The sequence below is a fragment of the Amnibacterium sp. genome, from assembly GCF_051956055.1.
In the GTDB taxonomy this organism is placed as follows: domain Bacteria; phylum Actinomycetota; class Actinomycetes; order Actinomycetales; family Microbacteriaceae; genus Amnibacterium.
Genome location: NZ_JBQCGC010000013.1, coordinates 15,496 through 36,040 on the forward strand (window position 1 = coordinate 15,496; position 20,545 = coordinate 36,040).

Here is a 20,545-nt window from a genome sequence, read left to right on the forward strand (position 1 = left end):
AGCGGTGGTGCGATCGTGCGACTGGCCCTGCGCGCGCTCCGCTGGCGCGCGGCCCTGTCCGTGATCACCTGGCTCTGCGGCGTGGTCGTCTGCACGAGCGCCGTGCTCGGGCCCGTGTTCGCGCTCGCGGCCGCGGAGAGCGGTCTGCAGGACGTGCTGCACGCGGCGGGCGCCCAGACGGGGCTGCGCCTGCAGGGCGTGTCGCACCGTTCGCCCGAGCTGACGCCGACGGAGGCGGACGCGCGGCTGGCGGCGGCGGCCCGGCTGCCGCCGATCCCGCACCGGCCGACGCGGTTCGCCTCGCTGTTCATCGTCGCGACCGGGTCGACCCCGAGCGGCTACCAGCACACGCGCCTCGTCTGGCGCTCGGGCACGTGCGCGCTCGTGCACCTGGATGCGGGGCGCTGCCCGCAGGCGGCGGGGGAGGCGATGGTCTCGGCGCGTTCCGTCGCCCTCGGCTCGGGCTGGCACCTCGGGGGCCGGCTGCAGATCGACGCGGAGTCGTCCCCGGCGTCGCTGCCGGTCCGGATCGTCGGCGTGTACACGCCACGGGATCCCGGATCCGCCGACTGGTCCGGGCAGGGGTACTTCGAGCAGTCCGTCGAGCCGGACGGGCACCCGGTCGGCGACACGGTGTTCACCGCCCGCTCCACGTTCTCCGCGCTGACGAGCGATGCCCGGGTGCAGGCGGCGGTGGACCTGCCGCTCGCGGACGCGGGGGTGCGGATCGCGGACCTCGGCTCCCTCCGGCGCCAGGTGCTGCAGGTCGAGCGCGCAGGGCGGCCGGGCGGGCTCGCGGTCGACACCGCCGTCGACCGGGTGCTCGACCGTGCCAGGGAGGTGCAGGCCAGGATCGACGCGGCGACCGCGCTGGTGGTGCTCCAGCTCGCGCTGCTCGGCTGCATCGTGCTCCACCGGGTGCTGGTCGACACCATCGACTCGCGCAGCGCCGACATCGCCCTGGCGAAGCTCCGGGGATTCGACGGCCCTGCGCTGATCCGCTTCGGGCTCGGCGAACCCGTCGCCCTGCTGCTCGCCGCCGCGCCCGTCGGCGTCGTCGCCGGATGGGCGGCAGGCGTGCTGCTCACGCGCTCGGTGCTGCTGCCCGGCACCCCCGTCGCGTTCCCGCCGGTGGCGATCCTCGCCCTCGTCGCCGCGCTCGCGGGCGGCTCGGTCGCGGTCGTGCAGTCCGCCTGGGGTGCGCTGCGGCGGCCCGTGCTCGAGCAGTGGCGCCGCACGCGCGACGTGCAGCGCCCCGCGCGGGCCGGCGCGATGACGGACGGCGTGGTCGTCGTGGTCGCGGCGATCGCGTTCGCGGCGCTGCGATCGATCGGGCCCTCCATCGGCGCGCCGGTGCTGCTCGCACCCGGCCTACTCGTGTGCGCCGTCGGCTTCCTCGGCGCCCGCCTCCTCCCGGTCCTGCTGCGCCCCCTCGTGCCCGCGACGGCGCTGTCCCGGCGCATCGCGCTGTTCCTCGCGGTCCGCCAGGTCGTCCGACGGCCCGCAGGGCTCCGGCTCGTCGCGGTGCTCACCGTCGCGCTCGGTCTCGCCGTGTTCGGCATCGGGGGCGAGTCGGTGGCGGCCGGCAACCGGGCTACACGGGCAGCGGTCGAGGTGGGTGCGGATCAGGTCGTCTCGGTCGGGTACACGGCGGGCGAGGACGTGATCGGGCAGGTCACGCGCGCCGATCCGGAGGGGCGATGGGCGGCCGCGGCCGCCACCTGGACCACGTGGGGCGGCGCCGACCTGCCCGGCTACGTGATCGCGGTCGACGCCCGTCGTCTCCGGGCGGTCGGGGCCCCGGCCGCCTCCATGCCGTCCCCGGCCCGGCTCGCGGCCCAGCTGACGCACGGGTCGCCCCCGCCGCTGCGGCTCACGGGACGCGCCCTCTCGGCGCGCATCGAGCTGCACGACGTCGTCGGCGGACCGACGCCGCGGGTGCTCTTCACGCTCCGGACCGTGCAGGGCGCCACCGTGCAGGAGGACGCCGGCCGGCTGCGGCACGGCGCATCGACCTACCGGGCCGCGGTGCCGTGCGCCGCCGGATGCACGCTCACCGGCATCACCCTGCTCGGCGACGTGACCGCGCCGGGGACCGTCACCGGCGCGATGCTGGTCCGGGCGCTCGCCGTCGACGGGCGCCCGCTGCCCGCGGACCTGACGATCCGCGGCGGATGGCGCCCCGCGACGGAGCAGGGCGACGCGCAGGACCGCATCCTCCCGACCTCGGCCGGCCTGGAGGACCGGTTCACGACCGCGGCGAACGGCACGGGCGGCCTGGTGCACGGGGACCTGCTCGACCCGGTGCCCGCCGTCGTCGGGGGCGCCGGAGCGCGGGATGACCGCCTCGGCGCCTCCCTCACCGCTGCGGCGTCCGACGACACGAGCACGCGGCTCGTGGTCGTCGCGGCGGATCCGGTCGTGCCGCGCGCGCTCGACGACGGGGTCGTCGTGGATCTGCGCTCCTTCCAGGCGGCGCTGCCGGCGTTCGCCGTGGACGCGACCTGGTCGGTGTGGCTCGGGCCGCACGCCCCGCCCGATGCGCTGCACCGCCTGCGCGCCGCCGGTCTCGTCGTCGAGGGCCGCACCACGATCGCCGAACGGACCGCGGCGCTCGCCAGGGAGGGCCCGGCCCTGTCGCTGCGGCTGCTCGCACTCTGCTCGCTCGTCGGTGCGCTGCTCGCCATGGGCGGGACCGCCGTGTCGATCACGGCCGCGCTGCGGCGCCGGTCGTACGAGTCCGCGGCGCTCGCCGCGCTGGGGTTCAGGAGGCGACAGCTGTTCGGCGCGGCGTTCGTCGAGCAGCTGCTGCTGCTCGGCGCGGCGGCCGTCGTCGGCATCCCGGCCGGCATCCTCGCGCTGCTGTTCGCGCTGCCCGCGGTGCCGCAGTTCTCCGACACGACGCCCGTCCGGCTCGCCGCGCTCCCGCCCGCCTCGCCGGTCGTGCTCTGCGTCATCGCGGTCCTCGCCGCCGTCACCGTGACGGCGCTGCTCTGCGCCAGAGCGGTCGTCCGGGCCGGCGCGGCGCACCGGCTGCGGGAGGGGGAGGAGTGACCGGCGAGGGCCTGCCGATCCACGTCCAGGGGCTGACGCACGAGTACGCGGCACGCGACGAGCGCTTCACCGCGCTCGCGGACGTGTCGCTGACCGTCGAGGCGGGCGGGCGCCTCACCGTGGTCGGGCCGTCCGGGTCGGGCAAGTCCACCCTCCTGACCCTGCTCGCGGGGCTGCAGCGGCCCACGAGGGGGAGCATCCGCATCGGTGACGTCGAGCTGGTCGGCCTGCCCCAGCGGCGGCTCGCCGCGCTTCGCCGCGATGCGCTGGCCGTCGTCGTGCAGGATCCGAGGCGCAACCTGCTGCCGTACGGCACCGCGGTCGAGAACATCCGGTTCGCGCAGCGTCCCGGCGCCCGCGCGGCACGGCGCACCGACCCCGTTGAGCTCCTGCGATCGCTCGGTCTGGAGCCCCTGGCGCACCGGAGGGTGGACGGCCTCTCGGGCGGCGAGCGCCAGCGCGTGGCCATCGCCGCGGGCCTGGCCAGGGCTCCCCGGGTGCTGCTGGTCGACGAACCGACCAGCGCGCTCGACGCCCGCGCGGCCGCCGGGGTGGTGGAGCTCCTCGAGACGGCGGTGCGGGCGGTCGGAACCACCCTCGTCACCATCACCCACGACGCCGTCGTCGCGGATCGGCTGGGCGCGGTGGTCCGGCTCGCCGGCGGACGGGTGGTGACCTCGTGACCGCGCCGATGCTCCGGCTCCGCGGTGTCGGCGCGGACCGCGGAGGCCGGGCCGTCCTGCGCGACATCGACCTCGACGTGGGGGAGGGGGCGTCGATCTCACTGGTCGGCCCGTCCGGGTCGGGCAAGTCGACGCTGGTCGCGATCCTGGCCGGGCTGGAGCGCCCCGACCAGGGCGAGGCCGAGCGGGCGATCACCTCGGGCGACATCGGGCTCGTCCTGCAGGGGCACGGTCTCGTCAGCCTGCTCACGGCGGCGGAGAACGTCGCCCTGCCGCTGCAGGCCCCGGGGCGACAGAGGGTCGCGAAGCGGGAGGTCGAGCAGCGGGTCGCAGCACTGCTCGACCGGTTCGGCCTGCGGGAGGCCGCCGGGCACCTCGTCGAGACGCTGTCCGGCGGTCAGCAGCAGCGGCTCGCCATCGCGAGGGCGCTGATCACCCGGCCGCGACTGGTCCTCGCCGACGAACCGACCGCGGCACTCGACGCCGTCAACGCCCGACTGGTCGCCGAGCTACTCACGAGCCTCCCCTCCTCCGGCACCGCGGTGGTCGTCGCGACGCACGACTCGGCGCTCGCGGCACGGGCGGCGACCTCGCTGCGGCTCGTCGACGGCCGCCTCGCGCCGGCCTGACCGGTCGCGACGCGGCGGCTCAGGCGGTCGTGGTCACGTCCCCGGGCCCGGGGTCGTCGTCGCGGCGCGGGCTCGGGTCCCCGTCCTCCGGCACGGGCTCGACCGGAGGGGGTGGCTCGCCCTTCCATTCGCCGCCCGCCACGAACTTGACGGCGGAGTTCGCCGCTGCGGCGAACGGCACCGCGAAGACGGCGCCGACGATGCCGGCGAGCAGCGAGCCGGCCGCGACAGAGAGGACGACGGCGATCGGATGCAGCCGCACCGCGGAGCCGGTGAGCAGCGGGTGGAGGACGTGGCTCTCCACCTGGTTCACGGCCACGATCCCCACGAGCATCAGCAGCGCGTTGATGGGGTCGTTGTAGACCAGCGCGATCAGCACGGCGATGAGTCCGGTGGTCACGGAGCCGACGATGGGGATGAACGCGCCGAAGAAGACGAGCACGCCGATCGGCGCCGCGAACGGCACCCGAAGGATCGCCGCGATGATGCCGATCGCGACCCCGTCGATCAGTGCCACGACGACCTGGATGCGCACGTAGTGGTGGAGCGACAGCCATGCCGCCCGCCCGGCGCCGTCGACCGCCGCTCGGGCGTTGCGCGGCGCGAGCCGGACGCACCAGCGCCAGATCCCGGCGCCGTCGATGAGCGCGAAGAGGGTGAGGAACAGGGTCAGGAGCAGCGCGACGACGGTCTTCACGAGCACGTCCGCACCCGTGAGCGCACCGGCGGCGATCCTGCTCGTGTTCGCCTTCAGCAGCTTCTCGGCCGAGGTGACCGCGTTGTTCACATCCGTCTGGCTGATGCCGAGCGGGGAGCTCCGCAGCGCGGTGAGCGCGGTCCGGTAGCTCCGGATCACGTGGGTCACGAAGCTGTTCGCGCCGCTGTGCACCGTGAGGGTCACGAGGACCACCAGGCCCGCGATCGCGACGAGCAGCGCGAGGAAGGCGATGAGCACGGCGAGCGCCCTCGGTACGCGCCTGGCCACCAGCACCTGCTTCAGCGGCGTGAGGAGGGCGGTGAGCAGGATCGCGACGAGGATCGGGATCACGATCTCGCCGAGCCTGGCGAGCAGGGAGGTGAGGCCGATGACCACCACCCCGATCGCGATGAGCCGCCACGACAGCCCGCCCGCGAGCCGGATGCCGAACGGGAGCGAGGCGTCCGCGCTCGCGCCGGCGGCGCCCCGCGGCAGCACCGCCGGCGACGGCGCTTCCCGTCGGGCGGGCGGCCGGGAGCCCGACGGTCCGCGGTCCTTCATCGTCGCTGCTGCCGGATCGAACGCACCCCTGAGGGTCTCGGTCGATTCTGGGCGTGCGCTGATCGGATGCTGAGTACGGACCGGCCCCGGGTCAGACGGTCGCGAGCGTGCGGGCTATCGCGTCGAGGGCGCCGGGGACGAGTGCGTAGTACGCCCACGTCCCGCGCTTGCTTCGGGTGAGGAATCCCGCTTCCATCAGGACCTTGAGATGGTGGCTCACCGTCGGCTGGGTCAGCCCGAGCGGTTCGGTGAGGTCGCAGACGCACGCCTCCCCGCCCTCGTGGGCGGCGATCATCGACACGAGCCGGAGCCGCACCGGATCGGCCAGCGCCTTGAGCACGCCCGCGAGGTCGGCGGCGCCGACCGCGCTGATCGGCTCGCGCGTGATGGGGCCGCACGCCTCCCCGACGCAGCACGCCGCACTGCTCATGGCGGTCAGCGGCAGCGTGGTCGTCGGCATGGCGTCGAGCGTAGACATCGACGGCTGTCTATGTCTACAGTTCATCGACCGATGTCGATGGAGGAGCCCATGAGCGACGAGACGCCTTCGATCCTGTTCGTGTGCGTGCACAACGCCGGCCGGTCCCAGATGGCGGCCGGCTTCGCCGCGGCGCTCGGCGGCGATCGCGTGCGGGTGCTCTCGGCCGGCAGCGAACCGGCCGAGTCGATCAACCCGGTCGCGGTCGAGGCCATGCGGGAGGTGGGCATCGACATCGCCGGCACGCGGCCGCGCGTGCTCGACGTCGACGACGTCCGCGCCTCCGACGCCGTGATCACGATGGGCTGCGGCGACGCGTGCCCGGTCTTCCCCGGCAAGCGCTACGAGGACTGGGAGCTCACCGATCCGGCAGGGCTCCCGATCGAGCGGGTGCGCCCCATCCGCGACGAGATCCGCGACCGCGTCGCCCGCCTGCTGGCGGAGCTGGCGCCCTGAAGCCCGACCCCGGGGAGGAGGTGAGCGACATGGACGAGCAGACCACCTGCTGCGGCGGCACCGGCTGCTGCTGAGCCCGCGAGGCGTCTCCGGCAAGGAACCGGCCGGAGCCGCCGACGGCGCTCAGCTCACGTGCACCATCGGCCGCCTGCGGACGTCGTGCTCCGTCTCGCGGAGCACCTCGCGGGTGACCGGTGCGACCTCGCCCTCGCCCGAGACGAGGAACCGCAGCATGTTCGACAGCGGGTTCCCCTCCGTCCACTCGAAGTAGATGTGGGGGACGACCCCGGTGATGTTGCGGAGCTGCAGGAGGACGGCGGCGATGGTGTTCGGGATGTTGCCGCTCGTCACCTCGAGCACCCGGAAGCCGTGCCGGACCGTGCCGTGCACCACCAGGTCCTCCTCGAAGTCGGAGGAGTCCGCCTTGCGCACCTCAAGGAAGATGATCGACGCGCGGGAGGGGATGTGGCTGTCGTGCCGTTCCTCCCTCGCCTTCGCCTCGTACCCCTCACGGCTGCGGCGGTCGGGGTCGGAGGCGACGAGGTGCACCTCGCCGTACTCCTCCGCCTCCGCGAGGAACTCGAGCGCCCGGTCGTCGAAGGTGAGGCTCGTGGCCCGGATCTCGAACGAGCGCCGGAGCCGGGACGCGAAGGACACGAGGAGGATGCCCGCGATGAAGACCGCGGCGATCTTCACGCCGTCGGGGCGCTCGATGACGTTCGCGACGGTCGTGTACGCGAAGACGACGGCGACGACCGCGAAGAACACCGCGAGCCCGCGCTGGCGGCGGTGCACCGCGGAGAGCGTCACCGCGACGGTCGCCGAGGTGATCAGCACGAGCACGCCCGTCGCGTAGGCGCCGCCCTGCGCGTCGACGTTCGCGTCGAACAGCAGCGTGATCACGACCGCGATCAGGGTGAAGGTGACCACGAGCGGCCGCACCGCGCGCGCCCACGTCGGCGCCATGCCGTAGCGGGGCAGGTAGCGCGGCACGATGTTGAGCAGGCCGGCCATCGCGGACGCGCCCGCGAACCAGAGGATCGCGATGGTCGACAGGTCGTAGGCGGTGCCGAACACCGGTCCGAGGCTCTCGTGCGCGAGGTAGGCGAGGGCACGACCGTTCGCGGCGCCGCCCGGCTGGAACGCCTTCGCGGGGATGAGCAGCGTGGTGATGAAGCTCGTGGTGATGAGGAAGAGGCTCATCGTGACGGCCGCCGTGGTCAGCAGTCGCTTCGCGCCCCGGATACGGCCCGTCGGCGCGTCGTCGGTGTCCCCGGCGTCGCCGTGGATCTGCGGGATGACGGTGACGCCGGTCTCGAACCCGGAGAGCCCGAGAGCGAGCTTCGGGAAGACCAGCAGCGCGAGGCCGATCGCGCCCCAGATCGAGCCGCCCTGTTGGTGCAGCAGCGCGGTCGACCAGTTCGCGAAGACGGTCGGATGCCCGAGCACCTGGATCAGCCCGTCGACCACCACCACGGCGTTCAGGGCGAGGTAGACCGCGACGAGGACGACGGCGACGCCGATCGCCTCCCGGAAGCCCTTCAGGAACACGGCGCCGAGCGCGGCGACGAGCAGCAGCGTCACCCACAGCCCCGCGCCGTGCAGCGCGGCGGGCATCAGCGGGTTCTGCACCGCGTGCGCGGCCGCGTCCGCAGCGGAGAGGGTGATCGTGATCATGAAGTCGGTCGCCGCGAACCCGAGCAGGACCAGGACGAACAGCTTGCCGCCCCACCAGGGCAGGAGGCGCTCGAGCATCGCGATGGAGCCCTCACCGCGGAAGCTCTCCGACGCCACCCGGCGGTAGACGGGGAGCGCGCCGAGCAGCGTGAGCGCGATGAGGACGAGGGTGGCCAGCGGGGAGACGAAACCCGCGGCGAGGAACGCGATCGCGGGCTGGTAGCCGAGGGTCGAGAAGTAGTCGACGCCGGTGAGGCACATCACCCGGATCCAGGCGTGGGTGTGCCGCGTCACCCCGTGCGGGCCCGGGTGCGCCCCGGCGCGCTCCGTCTGCCCCTCCAGCGCCCAGCGCGCGAGCCGACCGCGGTGGCGCGGCGGCCGGGCGCAGACGTCCGGTACGCCCCCTCCGGTCGCCGCGACCGCCCCCACCTGCTCGACCACGGGGCGGAGTATCGCAGCGCGCACCCCCGCGGCACCCGGGTCTTTACGCCTTCCATACGCCGGGTCCCCGGCGCGCCCGCTCAGCGCTCGTCGGGGGTGAACCGGTAGCCGATCCCGGGCTCGGTGATGAGGTAGCGCGGCCGGGAGGGCTCGGGCTCGAGCTTCTTGCGCAGGGTGCCGAGATAGATCCGGAGGTAGCCGGAGTCGCGCGTGTGGGTCGGACCCCACACGCTCGTCAGCAGCGTCTGCTGCGTCACGAGCCGTCGCGGGTTCCGGATGAGCTGCTCGAGCAGCGCCCATTCGGTCGGGGTCAGCCGCACGTCCTGCCCGGCCCGCTTCACCTGCCGCGCCGCAAGGTCGACCACGACGTCGCCGAAAGCCACCACCGGCTCCTCCGCCGCCTCCGGCGCGCGGCGCGTGAGCGCGCGGATCCGCGCGAGCAGCTCCTCCGTCGCGAACGGCTTGGTGACGTAGTCGTCCGCGCCGGCGTCGAGGGCGTCGACCTTGCCCGAGGTGTCGGACCTGCCCGAGACGACCAGGATCGGCGTCGTCGTCCAGCCCCGCACGGCCTCGATCACGGCGACGCCGTCGAGACCGGGCATCCCGAGGTCGAGCAGGATCAGATCGGGCCGGTCGTGCGCCGCGAGGTCGATGGCCTCCCTGCCCCCGCGGGCGAGGGAGACGTCGTACCCGTGCGCGCCGAGGATGATGCGGAGCGCCTTCAGGATCTGCGGATCGTCGTCCGCGACGAGGATCCTCATGCGTCCGCCGGTTCCCGGACGGTCGCGTCGATCGGCAGGCCGACCACCATCGTCAGGCCGCCGCCCGGGGTGTCCTCCGCCTCGAGCGTCGCCCCCATCCCCTCGGCGAACCCGCGCGAGAGCGCGAGCCCGAGCCCGATCCCGCCCGAGTCGGTGGCGTCGGACTCGTGCTGGAACGGCTCGAACATCCGGCTGCGGCGGTCCTCGTCGATGCCCGGGCCGTGATCGATGACCCTGGCCTGCAGCTGCTCCCCGAACGTCGAGAGCGACAGCTCGGGAGGCGAGCCGGCGGGGGAGTGCCGCAGCGCGTTCGAGAGCAGGTTCACGAGCACGCGGGTGAGCAGCACGGGATCGGCGCGCACCGGAGGCAGGGCCTCCGGGACGTGCAGCACGACCGCGTCCGGCCCCGCGCCGACATCCTCGAGTGCGGCGGGCAGCAGGTCGGGGACGTCGATCGACTCGAGCGAGACCGCGAGGGCGCCCGCCTGCACGCGGCTGACGTCGAGCAGGTCGGTCACCAGGCGGGCCAGCACGTCGAGGCTGCGCTCCGCGCTCTCGAGGAGCTGCCCGCGGTCCGAGTCGCTGAGCCGCGCCTCGGAGGAGCGGAGGCTCGTCACCGCGGCGGTCGCGACGGCGAGCGGGCGCCGCAGGTCGTGCCCGACGGCCGCGAGCAGCGCGGACCGCACCCGGTCCACCTCCGCGAGCGGCTCGAGCCGGCGCGCTGTGTCCGTGAGCGCCCGCTGCTCGAGCGCGACACCGAGCTGGGTCGCCACGACGTCGAGGATGCCCCGGTCGGCGGCGTCGAGCGGCCGCCCCACGAGCTCCACCGCCGTCGCGGCGTCGACGGCGACCCTGCTCACGACGGCGTCCGGCTCCTGCTCACCGTGCTCCTCCACGACCCGGCCGTCGACGATCAGCCGGACCGCGGACATGCCGAACGCCTCCTTCGTGCGTTCGAGCAGCGCCCGCACCGCGTCGGTGCCCCGGAGCACGCCGCCCGCGATCGTCGCCAGCACCGCCGACTCGCTGGCCGAACGCCGGGCGACCCGGGTGAGCCGCGCCGCGCGGTCGACGACGACGCTCACGAGCAGAGCGTTCACGAGGTAGATCGCGACGGCGGCGAGATGCTCCGGGCGCGCGATCGTCAGGGTGAAGAGCGGCTCGGTGAACAGGTAGTCGAGCGTGAGCCCGGAGAGCAGCGCGGCGAACGCCGCGGGCCACGCGCCGCCGACGAGTGCCACCAAGATCACGAGCAGCTGGTACGCGAGCGCGTCGGCGGTCAGGCCGTCCGGGGTCCTCGTCGCCGACAGCAGGAGGCTGAGCAGCGGGCCGCCCACCACCGCGACGGCGAAGCCGAGCAGCCGGCGCCTGGCGGACAGGGCGCCGCGCCGCTGCGGCACGAGCGAGGATCGCGTGCCCGCGAAGCCGTGGGTGACGATGTGCACGTCGATGTCGCCCGAGGCGCGGATCACGCGCGTCGACGTGCCAGGCCCCGTGAGCAGCGCGACGAGGCGGGACCGGCGCGAGACGCCGAGCACGAGCTGGGTCGCGTGCACGGCGCGCGCGAAGCCGATCAGGGCGGTCGGGATGTCCTCGCCCACGATGCGGTGGTAGCTGCCGCCGAGCTGCTCGACGAGGACCTGCTGCGCGGCGAGCGCTCCGGGATCCGGGGCGGCGAGCCCGTCCTCGCTCGTCACGTGCACCGCGAGCAGCTCGCCGGAGCCCGACCGGGCCGCGATCCGCGCGCCGCGGCGCAGCAGCGTCTCGCCCTCCTGGCCGCCCGTCAGCGCGACCACCACCCGCTCGCGCGCCTCCCAGGCGGCGGCGATGCCGTGCTCGCTGCGGTAGCGCTGGAGCGCGCTGTCCACCTCGTCCGCGAGCCAGAGCAGCGCGAGCTCGCGCAGCGCGGTGAGGTTGCCGACGCGGAAGTAGTTCGAGAGCGCCGCGTCGATCCGCGTCTCCGGGTACACCTGCCCGGCGGCGAGCCGGTCGCGGAGCGCCTGCGGCGCCAGGTCGACGAGCTCGATCCGGTCGGCCTGACGGAGCACCCCGTCGGGGATGGTCTCGCGCTGCGGGATGCCGGTGATCCGCTCGACGACGTCGTTCAGCGAGTCGATGTGCTGGATGTTCACGGTCGAGAGCACGTCGATACCGGCGTCGAGGAGCGTGTCGACGTCCTCCCAGCGCTTGGCGTGCGGGGAGCCGGGCGCGTTCGAGTGCGCGAGCTCGTCGACGAGCGCGACGCCCGGGCGGCGCGCGAGCACCGCGTCGAGGTCCACCTCCTCGAGGCGCAGCCCGCCGTGCTGCACGATCCTGGGCGGCACCGTCTCGATGCCCTTCGCGAGCGCGGCCGTCGCGGAGCGGCCGTGGTCGAGCACGACGGCCGCGACGACGTCCTTCCCGTGGGCGATCAGGCCGTGCGCCTCCTCGAGCATCGCGTACGTCTTCCCGACGCCGGGTGCGGCGCCGAGGAAGACGAGCAGCCGACCCCTGGTCATGCTGTTCATTTTGAAGGGGTTTCTGTCGGCCGCAGGCCCACAGGAACCCCTTCAAAATGCACCGAGCGGGTCGGGGTCATCGGGAGAGGGCCTCGAGCGCGAGGTTCAGCTGCAGGACGTTCACCGTCGGCTCGCCGAGGTAGCCGAGATCGGGCGCCTGCACGTGCCGCTCGACGAGGGAACGGACGGTCGCGGCGGGCAGCCCGCGGGCGGCCGCGACCCGGTCCACCTGCAGCAGCGCGTACGCCTCCGAGATGTGCGGGTCGAGACCGGAGCCGGAGGCGGTGACCGCGTCAGCGGGGATCGTGCCCGCGCCATCGGTGGATCGGATCACGGCCTTGCGCTGGTCGATCGCCTTGCGCAGGGCCGGGTTGTCCGGGCCGAGGTTGCTGCCGGAGGACGAGCCGCCGTCGTACCCGGTGCCGGCGGCGGACGGCCGTGACTGGAACCACTGCGGGAGCGGGTTCCCCTTCGCGTCGGTGAAGGACTGCCCGATCAGCGCGGAGCCGACGACCCGCCCTCCCGAGGAGACGAGCGACCCGTTCGCCTGGAACGGGAGCGCGAGCCCGATCAGCGTCACGGCGAGCGTGTACACGATCGTCGCGGCGGTCGCGAGGAGCAGCAGCCGCAGCGCGACGGTCCAGGTGCGGACGCCGCTGCGGGTGAGGACGGAGGACATGCGATTCCTTTCGAATCCGTCAGAAGCCGGGGACGAGGCTCACGACGAGGTCGATGAGCTTGATGCCGATGAACGGGGCGATCACGCCGCCGACCCCGTAGACGAGCAGGTTGCGGGTCAGCAGCGCGGAGGCGGAGGAGGGCCGGTACCGGACGCCGCGGAGGGCGAGCGGGATCAGCGCGACGATCACGAGCGCGTTGAAGATCACCGCGGAGAGGATCGCGGAGGCGGACGAGTGCAGCCCCATGATGTTGAGCGCCTGCAGCCCGGGGAAGACCCCCACGAACATCGCGGGGATGATCGCGAAGTACTTCGCGACGTCGTTCGCGATCGAGAACGTGGTGAGCGCCCCGCGGGTGATGAGCAGCTGCTTGCCGATCGTGACGATGTCGATGAGCTTCGTCGGGTCGGAGTCGAGGTCGACCATGTTGCCGGCCTCCTTCGCGGCCGACGTGCCCGTGTTCATCGCGACGCCGACGTCCGCCTGCGCGAGCGCGGGTGCGTCGTTCGTGCCGTCGCCGGTCATGGCGACGAGGCGGCCGCCCTCCTGCTCCTTGCGGATCAGCGCGAGCTTGTCCTCCGGCGTCGCCTCGGCGAGGACGTCGTCCACCCCCGCCTCGGCGGCGATCGCCTTCGCGGTGATCGGGTTGTCGCCCGTGATCATCACGGTGCGGATGCCCATGGCGCGCAGCGCGGCGAACCGCTCCACGAGCCCGGTCTTCACGACGTCCTTCAGGTGGATGACGCCCAGGAGGCGCGCGGTGCCGTCCGCGTCGCGCTCGGCGACCGCGAGCGGGGTGCCGCCCTGCTCGGAGATGCCGCGGACGCGTTCGTCGAGCGCGGCCGCGACCGCCGGCTCGATGGGCCCGTGCTCCTGCACCCAGCGCAGCACCTGGGACGCTGCGCCCTTGCGCAGGGCGCTGCCGTCCGCCTCGTCGATGCCGCTCATGCGGGTCTGGGCGGTGAACGGCACGATCGTCCGCCCCGCCCGATCCGCGGGGACGACGTCCCGCTCGGCGGCGAGCTCGACGACGCTCGCGCCCTCCGGGGTGGGGTCCGCGATGGAGGAGAGCGCCGCCGCCTCCGTGAGCCGCCGCTCCTCGACGCCGGGGAGGGCGAGGAACGCGACCGCCCGCCGGTTGCCGTACGTGATCGTGCCCGTCTTGTCGAGCAGCAGCGTGGAGACGTCGCCCGCGGCCTCGACCGCGCGGCCGGAGGTGGCGAGCACGTTGCGCTGCACGAGCCGGTCCATGCCGGCGATGCCGATCGCGGAGAGCAGCGCCCCGATGGTGGTGGGGATGAGGCAGACGAGCAGCGCGACGAGCACCGCGATCGACGGGGCCGCGTGCTGGAAGCCGGCGATCGGCCCGATCGCGAGCACGACGACGAGGAAGATGACCGTGAGCGTCGAGAGCAGGATCGACAGCGCGATCTCGTTCGGCGTCTTCTGCCGCACCGCGCCCTCGACGAGCGCGATCATCCGGTCGACGAACGTCTCACCCGGTCGGGACGTGATGCGCACGACGATCCGGTCGGACAGCACCCGGGTGCCGCCGGTCACCGCGCTGCGGTCGCCGCCCGCCTCCCGCACCACGGGCGCGGACTCGCCGGTGATCGCGGACTCGTCGACCGACGCGATGCCGGAGACGATGTCGCCGTCGCCCGGGATGACCTCGCCGGCCACCACGACCACCACGTCGGCGGGCCGGAGGTCGGCGGACGCGACGGTCTCGGTGTCCACACGCAGCGCGGCGGCGTCCGTCTCCGGGTCGTAGCCGAGCACCCGGGCGGCGGAGGTCGTCGTGCGGGTGGCGCGGAGGGATGCGGCCTGCGCCCGGCCCCGGCCCTCCGCGACGGCCTCCGCGAGGGTGGCGAACAGCACGGTGAGCCACAGCCAGACGGCGATCGCCCAGGTGAAGCCGATCTCGGTGCTCGTCGCGCCCTGGAACGGCAGCGCGATCGCGAGCACGGTGGCGAGCGCGGCGCCGACCTCGACGATGAACATGACGGGGTTCCGCACGAGGTCGCGCGGGCTCATCTTGCGGATCGCGTCGGGCAGGTTCTTCACCAGCTGGGAGGCGCTGAACGCGCCCTTCGGCGCCCGCAGGTCCTGCTGCGCGTCCGTCGGCGCCTCCTGCGGGGCGCGGGTCGTGGTGGTGCTCATGCGAGTCCTTCGGCGAGCGGTCCCAGTGCGAGCACCGGGAGGTAGGTGAGTGCGGTGACGATGAGGACGGTGCCCACGGCGAGCACGACGAACTGCGGGCGGTGGGTCATGAGGCCGCCCGTCTCGGCCGTGCCGTGCGTCTGCTGCTCCGCGAAGGAACCGGCGAGTGCGAGCGTGAACACGATCGGGATGAACCGGCCGAGCCACATGGCGGCGCCGAGCGCGGCGTTCAGCCAGGGCGTGTTCGCGGTGAGCCCCGCGAACGCCGACCCGTTGTTGTTGGCCGCGGAGGTGAACGCGTACAGCACCTCGGAGAAGCCGTGCGGCCCCGGGTTCGCGATGGACGTCGAGGCGACGTCCGCGGTGACCGCGGGGATCGCGAACGTGAGCCCGAGCCCGGCGAGCAGCACGGTCGGGGTGGTGAGCAGGTACAGGCTGACGAAGGTGATCTCCCGCGAGCCGATCTTCTTGCCCAGGTAGGTCGGGGTGCGCCCGATCATCAGCCCGGCGAGGAAGACCGCGAGGATCGCGATCATCAGGAACCCGTAGAGCCCGGTGCCCACACCGCCCGGCGCGATCTCGCCGAGCATCATGTTGAGCATCGGCAGCATCCCGCCGAGCGGGGTGAAGGAGTCGTGCATCGAGTTCACCGCACCGGTCGAGGTGAGCGTGCTGCTCGTGCCGAACAGCGTCGACCAGAGGATGCCGAAGCGCTGCTCCTTGCCCTCCATCGCGGCCCCCGCGGCCTGCGTGGCGGTGCCGGCGCCGCCCAGCTCGAGGGCGGTCAGCGCCGTGAGCGAGAGCACGTACAGCGCCACCATCGCCGCGAGGACCGCGCGGCCCTGCCTGCGGTCGCCGACCATGATCCCGAAGGTGCGGGCCAGCGCGAACGGGATCAGCAGCAGGAGGACGATCTCGAACAGGTTCGAGAACCCTGTCGGGTTCTCGAACGGGTGCGCGGAGTTCGCGTTGAAGAACCCGCCGCCGTTCGTCCCGAGCTCCTTGATGGCCTCCTGCGAGGCGACCGGGCCGCCGGGGATCGTCGCCGTGCCGCCGGTGATCGTGTGCACCGTCTGGAAGCCGCCGAAGTCCTGGATCACGCCGGTCGCGAGCAGGACGATCGCTGCGACGAAGGCCATCGGCAGCAGGATCCGCGTGAGCGTCCGGACCAGGTCGACCCAGACGTTGCCGAGCGTGCCCCGGCCGCCGCGGGAGGCGATGCCGCGGATCAGCGCGACGGCGACGACCATGCCCGTCGCGGCGGAGAGGAAGTTCTGCACGGCCAGGCCGGCGAACTGCGCGGTGTAGCCCAGCGTCGTCTCGGGCGAGTACGACTGCCAGTTCGTGTTGGTGACGAAGGAGATCGCGGTGTTGAACGCGAGGCCGGGAGGCACGGCCGGCAGGCCGAGCGAGGAGGGCAGCACGGCTTGGAGCCGCTGGATGCCGTAGAGGAGCAGGACGCCGAGCACCGAGATCGCGAGGACGCCGCGGAGGTAGTTCGGCCAGCGCTGCTCGGCGCGCGCGTCGACCCCGAGCAGGCGGTACACGCCGCGCTCGAGCCGCCAGTCGCGGTCGGTGAGGTAGGTGCGCGCCATCCAGGTGGACAGCGGCCAGCCGAGCGCGACGAGCGCGACGAGCAGGGTGAGCAGGGTGAGGGCGAACCGGAGCGCGTCCACGTCAGAACCACTCCGGCTTCACGAGGGCGACCACCAGGTAGGCGATCGCGGCGACGGCGAGCACCGCCGCGACGAGGTCGAGGACGATCACCGCTTCGCCGCCGCTCTCGCGGTCAGGGCGGTGAGGCCGGCGAGCACGAGCACGCCGGCGATGGACAGGACGTCGAGCACTGGAGGAGCTCCCGAGGATCGCGACCCGCGAGCGCGGACCGGCCCGCCGCTCGGCAGGCACCACCGAGGGAACCCCCGTCCGCAGCGCGCCGATCCACGTCTTTACGGCTTCCACACGGCTGCGCGGGGACCCTCTACGCGGTGTTTACGATCGCGAACCGCCCGCGCCACGCCCCGTGACCGCCTCCGGGCACGTACGGTGCTCGACATGGTCCGGCGCGCACGAGGCGGGGGCGCCGTATGAGCGTCCAGTCCGCGGAGCCGCGCGCGCTCGGCTGGTGGACCGTCCCGAACGTGGTGACGGTCGCACGGCTCGCGCTGATCGTCCCGATCGTCGTCTTCGTGGTCCAGGGCGTCCGGCCGGTGCTCGCCCTCGTGCTGCTCGTCCTGTTCGGGGCGACCGACTGGGTGGACGGGTTCCTCGCGCGCCGGCTGGGGCAGACGAGCGCGGTGGGCACCGTCCTCGACCCGATCGCGGACCGCGTCGGCGTGGTGTCGATCGTGGTGTCATTCGTGGTCGCCGGACGCCTCGCGCTCTGGGTACCGCTGGTCGTCGTGCTCGTCGACGTGGGGCTCGGCGTCCTCTACCTCGCCCGCCGCGCGGGGAAGCCGCCCGGCGTCACCTGGCTGGGCAAGATCCGGACCGCGCTGCTCATGGTCGGTCTCGCCCTGCTCGGTGTCTCGCTCATCCCGACGGGGCTCCCGTTCGCCGCCGCCGGCCAGGCGCTCTGCGCCCTCGGCGCGGGGCTCCATCTGCTCGCCGGGCTCGGCTACCTCCGGGTCCTCCTGGCGAGACGGCCGCGCCGCTGACCTGCGAGGCACTCGCCCTTGACGGGTGACACCATGTGGTGTCACAGTGGTGTCATGCAGTTGGAGCGCTACGCGGACCGTCTCCGGACCCAGCTCGCCGCCGTCGCGGACGGGGGTACGGAGGAGACGCGGGCGCTCGCCGAGCGGATGAGCACCGCGCTCGAGCCCGCGATCCGGCTCGCCCTCCTCGAGCTGCTCGCCGAGGCGGCCGGCGAGGTGAGCCGCGAGCTGGCGCCGGGCGCCGTCGACGTCCGGCTCCGCGGACAGGACCCGGAGCTCGTCGTCACGCGGCCCGCCGAGCCCGCGGAGGCCCCGATGGCGCAGCGCTCCTCCGACCCCGTCGCCGCCGACGATGAGGCCGCCACCTTCCGCACGACCCTCCGGCTGCCGGAGCGCCTCAAATCCCGGGTCGAGCAGGCCGCGGCGACCGAGGGGGTCTCCGTGAACTCCTGGCTCGTCCGAGCCGTGGCGGCCGCCCTCGAACCGACGCGCCGGCCGGCGCCCGCGCAGAACGGGAACCGCTTCACCGGCTGGGTGCGCTGACCCTCCCTCCTCGTTCCCCACCCCGAGCCCGGGGTGGGGTGATCCCCGCACGCCTTCGAAAGGAATCGTCATGCCCGTCTTCGAGACGTCCGAGCCGGTCGCGCTCGACGTCGACCTCGCCGTCGGCCACATCGAGATCGCCGCGGAGGACCGCGCCGACGTCGTTGTCGACGTGCTCCCCACGAAACCGGCCCGTGCGGGCGATCGCTCGCTCGCCGAGAGCGCCGTCGTCGACTTCGACGGCCGCCGCGTCCGCGTCGCCGTGCCGCGCCGGATGAGCCTGTTCGGCAAGAACGACTCGGTGGACCTCCGCGTCGCGCTCCCCACCGGGTCGGACGTGGAGGTCCGCAGCGCCTACGGCGCCGTCCGCATCACCGGCCGGGTCGGCCGTGCGGTGGTCGACGCGAAGTACGGCACCGTGGCCATCGGCAGCGCGGCCGATCTCACGCTCTCGGCCCCGTACGGCGAGGTGGACGTGCGCGAGGTCGCGGGGCGGCTGGACCTCGAGGCCGGCCACAGCCGCACGCGCATCGGCAGCGTGGGCGGGGACGCCCGCGTCCGGGCGGCGCACGGCTCCGTCGACCTCGGCGTGACCAGGGGAGCGGTCGACGCCCGGCTCTCCGGGCCGTTGACCATCGGCACCGCGCTCGGGGACGTGACCGCGCGCAGCGCGCACGGCGTGCTGCGGATCGGTGCCGCGACCTCCGGGGTCGTCCGGCTCGAGAACGGGTACGCGGACGTCGAGGTCGGCGTCCCGGCCGGCACCGCGGCATGGCTCGACGCCGCCTCCGAGCACGGGGCGGTGCGCAACGAGCTGACCGCGGGCCCGGCACCGGAGGAGGCCGAGCACACCGTCGAGCTGCACCTGAGCAGCACCTGGGCGGACGTCGTCGTCCGCCGTGCCGTCGAGTTCGCGTGAACGGAGGAGGAGCGATGACCGACACGATGGCGCCCGCGATCGCGGTGCGCGGGCTCACGAAGGCCTACAAGCAGCTGCAGGTGCTGCGCGGCGTCGATCTCGAGGTCGCACCCGGGACGATCTTCGCCCTGCTCGGCGCCAACGGGGCCGGCAAGACGACCGTCGTCCGCATCCTCGCCACGCTGCTGCACGCGGACGGCGGCACCGCGACCGTCCAGGGCTTCGACGTCGGCACCAGCGCCGCAGAGGTCCGGGAGGTCATCAGCCTCACCGGGCAGTTCGCCGCGGTCGACGAGATCCTCACCGGGCGGGAGAACCTCGCGCTCGTCGCGCGGCTCCGGCACCTCGCCGGGGTCGACGCGATCGCCGCGGACCTGCTCGAGCGGTTCTCGCTCACGGACGCGGCCGACCGGCGCGTGGCGACCTACTCGGGCGGGATGCGGCGACGGCTCGACATCGCGATGAGCCTCATCGGCAGCCCGGGCGTCATCGTCCTCGACGAGCCCACCACCGGGCTGGACCCGGAGGCGCGGCAGGAGGTGTGGGCGGCGGTCGAAGGGCTCGCCGCCGGCGGCACGACGGTGCTGCTCACCACCCAGTACCTCGAGGAGGCCGAGCGCCTCGCCGACCGGATCGCGATCCTCCACGAGGGCCGGATCCTCGTGGAGGGGACGCTCGAGGAGCTGCAGCGGCTGCTGCCGCCGGCGGAGGTCGAGTACGTCGAGAGGCGACCGAGCCTCGAGGAGGTCTTCCTCGCGCTCGTCGGCACACGGAGGGCGCCCGAGACCGGCGCTGCGGCATCGAGGGAGGACTCGGAATGACCACGCACCTGATCGGCGACACCGCGGTGCTCACCGGGCGCTCGCTGCGCCACGTGACCCGCAGCCTCGACACGATCATCACGACGGCGCTGATGCCGATCGCGTTCCTGCTGCTGTTCGTGTTCGTCCTCGGTGGGGCGATCCGGGCCGGGTCGGGCAGCTACGTCGACTACCTGCTGCCGGGCATCCTCCTGATCACGATCGCGAGCGGGGTCTCCTACACCGCGTACCGGCTGTTCCAGGACCTGCAGAACGGCATCCTGGAACGGTTCCGGTCCATGCCGATCGCGCGCTCGGCCGTGCTGTGGGCGCACGTGCTCACCTCGGTGCTGGCGAACCTGATCTCGGTGGTCGTGGTGGTGCTGGTCGCACTGCTGATCGGCTTCCGCTCGGGAGCGGATCTCGGGGCCTGGCTCGCGGTGCTCGGGATCGTGCTGCTGCTCACGCTGGCGCTGACCTGGCTCGCGGTCATCCCGGGACTCACCGCGTCCTCCGTCGACGGCGCGAGCGCGTTCTCGTATCCGCTGATCCTGCTGCCCTTCATCAGCTCGGCGTTCGTGCCGACCGGGTCGATGCCGACGCCGGTGCGCCTGTTCGCCGAGTACCAGCCGGTGACCCCGATCGTGAACGCGATCCGCGCGCTGCTCGCGCAGCAGCCGGTCGGCGCCGACATCTGGGTGGCGCTCGCCTGGTGCGTCGTCCTCCTGCTCGTCGGCTACGTCGTCTCGATGGCCGTGTCCCGGCGCCGCTTCTCCGGAGCCGCCGTGGGGCGCCCGTCCGGCCGGACGGGCGCCCTGCGCCGCTTCATCGGCCTCGCGACTCCGCGG

The 20,545-nt window shown here is 73.7% G+C and carries 17 protein-coding genes and 1 pseudogene; 9 read left to right on the forward strand and 9 right to left on the reverse strand.

Annotation, left to right across the window (positions count from 1 at the left end; all coding sequences use genetic code 11):
* Positions 1 to 15 precede the first annotated feature (15 nt).
* The 3 genes from ACTHLI_RS02200 to ACTHLI_RS02210 are packed head-to-tail and all read left to right on the forward strand — an operon-like array spanning position 16 to position 4,366.
* Positions 16 to 3,054 carry an FtsX-like permease family protein gene (locus ACTHLI_RS02200; protein ID WP_440181190.1) on the forward strand — a complete coding sequence of 1,013 codons (3,039 nt, stop codon included), beginning with the start codon at positions 16 to 18 and terminating at the stop codon, positions 3,052 to 3,054.
* The gene (locus tag ACTHLI_RS02205) at positions 3,051 to 3,737 is read left to right on the forward strand and encodes an ABC transporter ATP-binding protein (protein WP_440181191.1); all 687 of its coding nucleotides are present in this window, start codon (positions 3,051 to 3,053) and stop codon (positions 3,735 to 3,737) included. The genes ACTHLI_RS02200 and ACTHLI_RS02205 overlap by 4 nt, the downstream gene beginning before the upstream one ends.
* Positions 3,734 to 4,366: an ABC transporter ATP-binding protein gene (locus tag ACTHLI_RS02210; RefSeq protein ID WP_440181192.1), complete on the forward strand. Its 633-nt coding sequence runs from the start codon at positions 3,734 to 3,736 to the stop codon at positions 4,364 to 4,366. Before ACTHLI_RS02205 ends, ACTHLI_RS02210 begins: the two co-directional genes overlap by 4 nt.
* 19 nt (positions 4,367 to 4,385) lie before the next feature.
* On the opposite strand, the gene ACTHLI_RS02215 is transcribed toward ACTHLI_RS02210, so the two are convergent.
* The gene (locus ACTHLI_RS02215) at positions 4,386 to 5,624 is read right to left on the reverse strand and encodes an AI-2E family transporter (protein ID WP_440181193.1); all 1,239 of its coding nucleotides are present in this window, start codon (positions 5,622 to 5,624) and stop codon (positions 4,386 to 4,388) included.
* Positions 5,625 to 5,715: 91 nt separating this feature from the next.
* On the reverse strand, positions 5,716 to 6,084 hold the full coding sequence (locus ACTHLI_RS02220; RefSeq protein WP_440181194.1) for an ArsR/SmtB family transcription factor: 369 nt from the start codon (positions 6,082 to 6,084) through the stop codon (positions 5,716 to 5,718).
* A 69-nt stretch (positions 6,085 to 6,153) separates the two neighbouring features.
* Between ACTHLI_RS02220 and ACTHLI_RS02225 the strand changes: the two genes are divergently transcribed.
* Positions 6,154 to 6,558, forward strand: a complete 405-nt coding sequence (locus ACTHLI_RS02225) for an arsenate reductase ArsC (protein ID WP_440181195.1) — start codon at positions 6,154 to 6,156, stop codon at positions 6,556 to 6,558.
* A gap of 123 nt (positions 6,559 to 6,681) precedes the next feature.
* Here the strand turns inward: ACTHLI_RS02225 and ACTHLI_RS02230 are convergent, their stop codons facing one another.
* The 7 genes from ACTHLI_RS02230 to ACTHLI_RS02260 form a co-directional block, all read right to left on the reverse strand.
* Positions 6,682 to 8,676, reverse strand: coding sequence for an amino acid transporter (locus ACTHLI_RS02230; protein WP_440181196.1), 1,995 nt, complete (start codon positions 8,674 to 8,676; stop codon positions 6,682 to 6,684).
* A gap of 80 nt (positions 8,677 to 8,756) precedes the next feature.
* The gene (locus tag ACTHLI_RS02235) at positions 8,757 to 9,437 is read right to left on the reverse strand and encodes a response regulator (RefSeq protein WP_440181197.1); all 681 of its coding nucleotides are present in this window, start codon (positions 9,435 to 9,437) and stop codon (positions 8,757 to 8,759) included.
* Positions 9,434 to 11,935, reverse strand: a complete 2,502-nt coding sequence (locus ACTHLI_RS02240) for an ATP-binding protein (RefSeq protein WP_440181198.1) — start codon at positions 11,933 to 11,935, stop codon at positions 9,434 to 9,436. The genes ACTHLI_RS02235 and ACTHLI_RS02240 overlap by 4 nt, the downstream gene beginning before the upstream one ends.
* 76 nt (positions 11,936 to 12,011) lie before the next feature.
* Positions 12,012 to 12,614 (reverse strand): potassium-transporting ATPase subunit KdpC, encoded by a 603-nt coding sequence (kdpC, locus tag ACTHLI_RS02245; protein ID WP_440181199.1) that lies wholly within the window; start codon positions 12,612 to 12,614, stop codon positions 12,012 to 12,014.
* Positions 12,615 to 12,633: 19 nt separating this feature from the next.
* Complete coding sequence (kdpB, locus tag ACTHLI_RS02250; protein ID WP_440181200.1) at positions 12,634 to 14,778, reverse strand: potassium-transporting ATPase subunit KdpB; 2,145 nt, start codon at positions 14,776 to 14,778, stop codon at positions 12,634 to 12,636.
* The gene (kdpA, locus tag ACTHLI_RS02255) at positions 14,775 to 16,454 is read right to left on the reverse strand and encodes a potassium-transporting ATPase subunit KdpA (protein ID WP_440181201.1); all 1,680 of its coding nucleotides are present in this window, start codon (positions 16,452 to 16,454) and stop codon (positions 14,775 to 14,777) included. The genes kdpB and kdpA overlap by 4 nt, the downstream gene beginning before the upstream one ends.
* A 1-nt stretch (position 16,455) precedes the next feature.
* On the reverse strand, positions 16,456 to 16,545 hold the full coding sequence (locus tag ACTHLI_RS02260) for a potassium-transporting ATPase subunit F (RefSeq protein WP_440181202.1): 90 nt from the start codon (positions 16,543 to 16,545) through the stop codon (positions 16,456 to 16,458).
* A gap of 320 nt (positions 16,546 to 16,865) precedes the next feature.
* Here ACTHLI_RS02260 and ACTHLI_RS02265 point away from each other — a divergent pair, with 320 nt between their 5' ends.
* The 5 genes and pseudogenes from ACTHLI_RS02265 to ACTHLI_RS02285 all read left to right on the forward strand — a co-directional run.
* On the forward strand, positions 16,866 to 17,435 hold the full coding sequence (locus ACTHLI_RS02265) for a CDP-alcohol phosphatidyltransferase family protein (RefSeq protein ID WP_440181203.1): 570 nt from the start codon (positions 16,866 to 16,868) through the stop codon (positions 17,433 to 17,435).
* A gap of 54 nt (positions 17,436 to 17,489) precedes the next feature.
* Positions 17,490 to 17,978, forward strand: a complete 489-nt coding sequence (locus ACTHLI_RS02270) for a histidine kinase (protein ID WP_440181204.1) — start codon at positions 17,490 to 17,492, stop codon at positions 17,976 to 17,978.
* A 70-nt stretch (positions 17,979 to 18,048) separates the two neighbouring features.
* Positions 18,049 to 18,897: a DUF4097 family beta strand repeat-containing protein gene (locus ACTHLI_RS02275; protein ID WP_440181205.1), complete on the forward strand. Its 849-nt coding sequence runs from the start codon at positions 18,049 to 18,051 to the stop codon at positions 18,895 to 18,897.
* 14 nt (positions 18,898 to 18,911) lie between these two features.
* The gene (locus ACTHLI_RS02280) at positions 18,912 to 19,718 is read left to right on the forward strand and encodes an ABC transporter ATP-binding protein (protein WP_440181206.1); all 807 of its coding nucleotides are present in this window, start codon (positions 18,912 to 18,914) and stop codon (positions 19,716 to 19,718) included.
* Positions 19,715 to 20,473, forward strand: a pseudogene (locus ACTHLI_RS02285) (ABC transporter permease); the annotation flags it as partial. The gene ACTHLI_RS02280 and the pseudogene ACTHLI_RS02285, both read left to right, overlap by 4 nt.
* Between the last annotated feature and the right edge of the window lie 72 nt (positions 20,474 to 20,545).

Excerpts from the sequence above, each read along its gene's own strand:
- ACTHLI_RS02215 (WP_440181193.1), bottom strand. The coding sequence starts at position 5,624 with ATGAAGGACCGCGGACCGTCGGGCTCCCGGCCGCCCGCCCGACGGGAA.
- ACTHLI_RS02235 (WP_440181197.1), bottom strand. The coding sequence starts at position 9,437 with ATGAGGATCCTCGTCGCGGACGACGATCCGCAGATCCTGAAGGCGCTC.
- ACTHLI_RS02225 (WP_440181195.1), top strand. The coding sequence starts at position 6,154 with ATGAGCGACGAGACGCCTTCGATCCTGTTCGTGTGCGTGCACAACGCC.
- ACTHLI_RS02220 (WP_440181194.1), bottom strand. The coding sequence starts at position 6,084 with ATGCCGACGACCACGCTGCCGCTGACCGCCATGAGCAGTGCGGCGTGC.
- kdpB (WP_440181200.1), bottom strand. The coding sequence starts at position 14,778 with ATGAGCACCACCACGACCCGCGCCCCGCAGGAGGCGCCGACGGACGCG.
- ACTHLI_RS02280 (WP_440181206.1), top strand. The coding sequence starts at position 18,912 with ATGACCGACACGATGGCGCCCGCGATCGCGGTGCGCGGGCTCACGAAG.
- ACTHLI_RS02270 (WP_440181204.1), top strand. The coding sequence starts at position 17,490 with ATGCAGTTGGAGCGCTACGCGGACCGTCTCCGGACCCAGCTCGCCGCC.
- ACTHLI_RS02240 (WP_440181198.1), bottom strand. The coding sequence starts at position 11,935 with ATGACCAGGGGTCGGCTGCTCGTCTTCCTCGGCGCCGCACCCGGCGTC.
- ACTHLI_RS02265 (WP_440181203.1), top strand. The coding sequence starts at position 16,866 with ATGAGCGTCCAGTCCGCGGAGCCGCGCGCGCTCGGCTGGTGGACCGTC.
- ACTHLI_RS02275 (WP_440181205.1), top strand. The coding sequence starts at position 18,049 with ATGCCCGTCTTCGAGACGTCCGAGCCGGTCGCGCTCGACGTCGACCTC.
- kdpC (WP_440181199.1), bottom strand. The coding sequence starts at position 12,614 with ATGTCCTCCGTCCTCACCCGCAGCGGCGTCCGCACCTGGACCGTCGCG.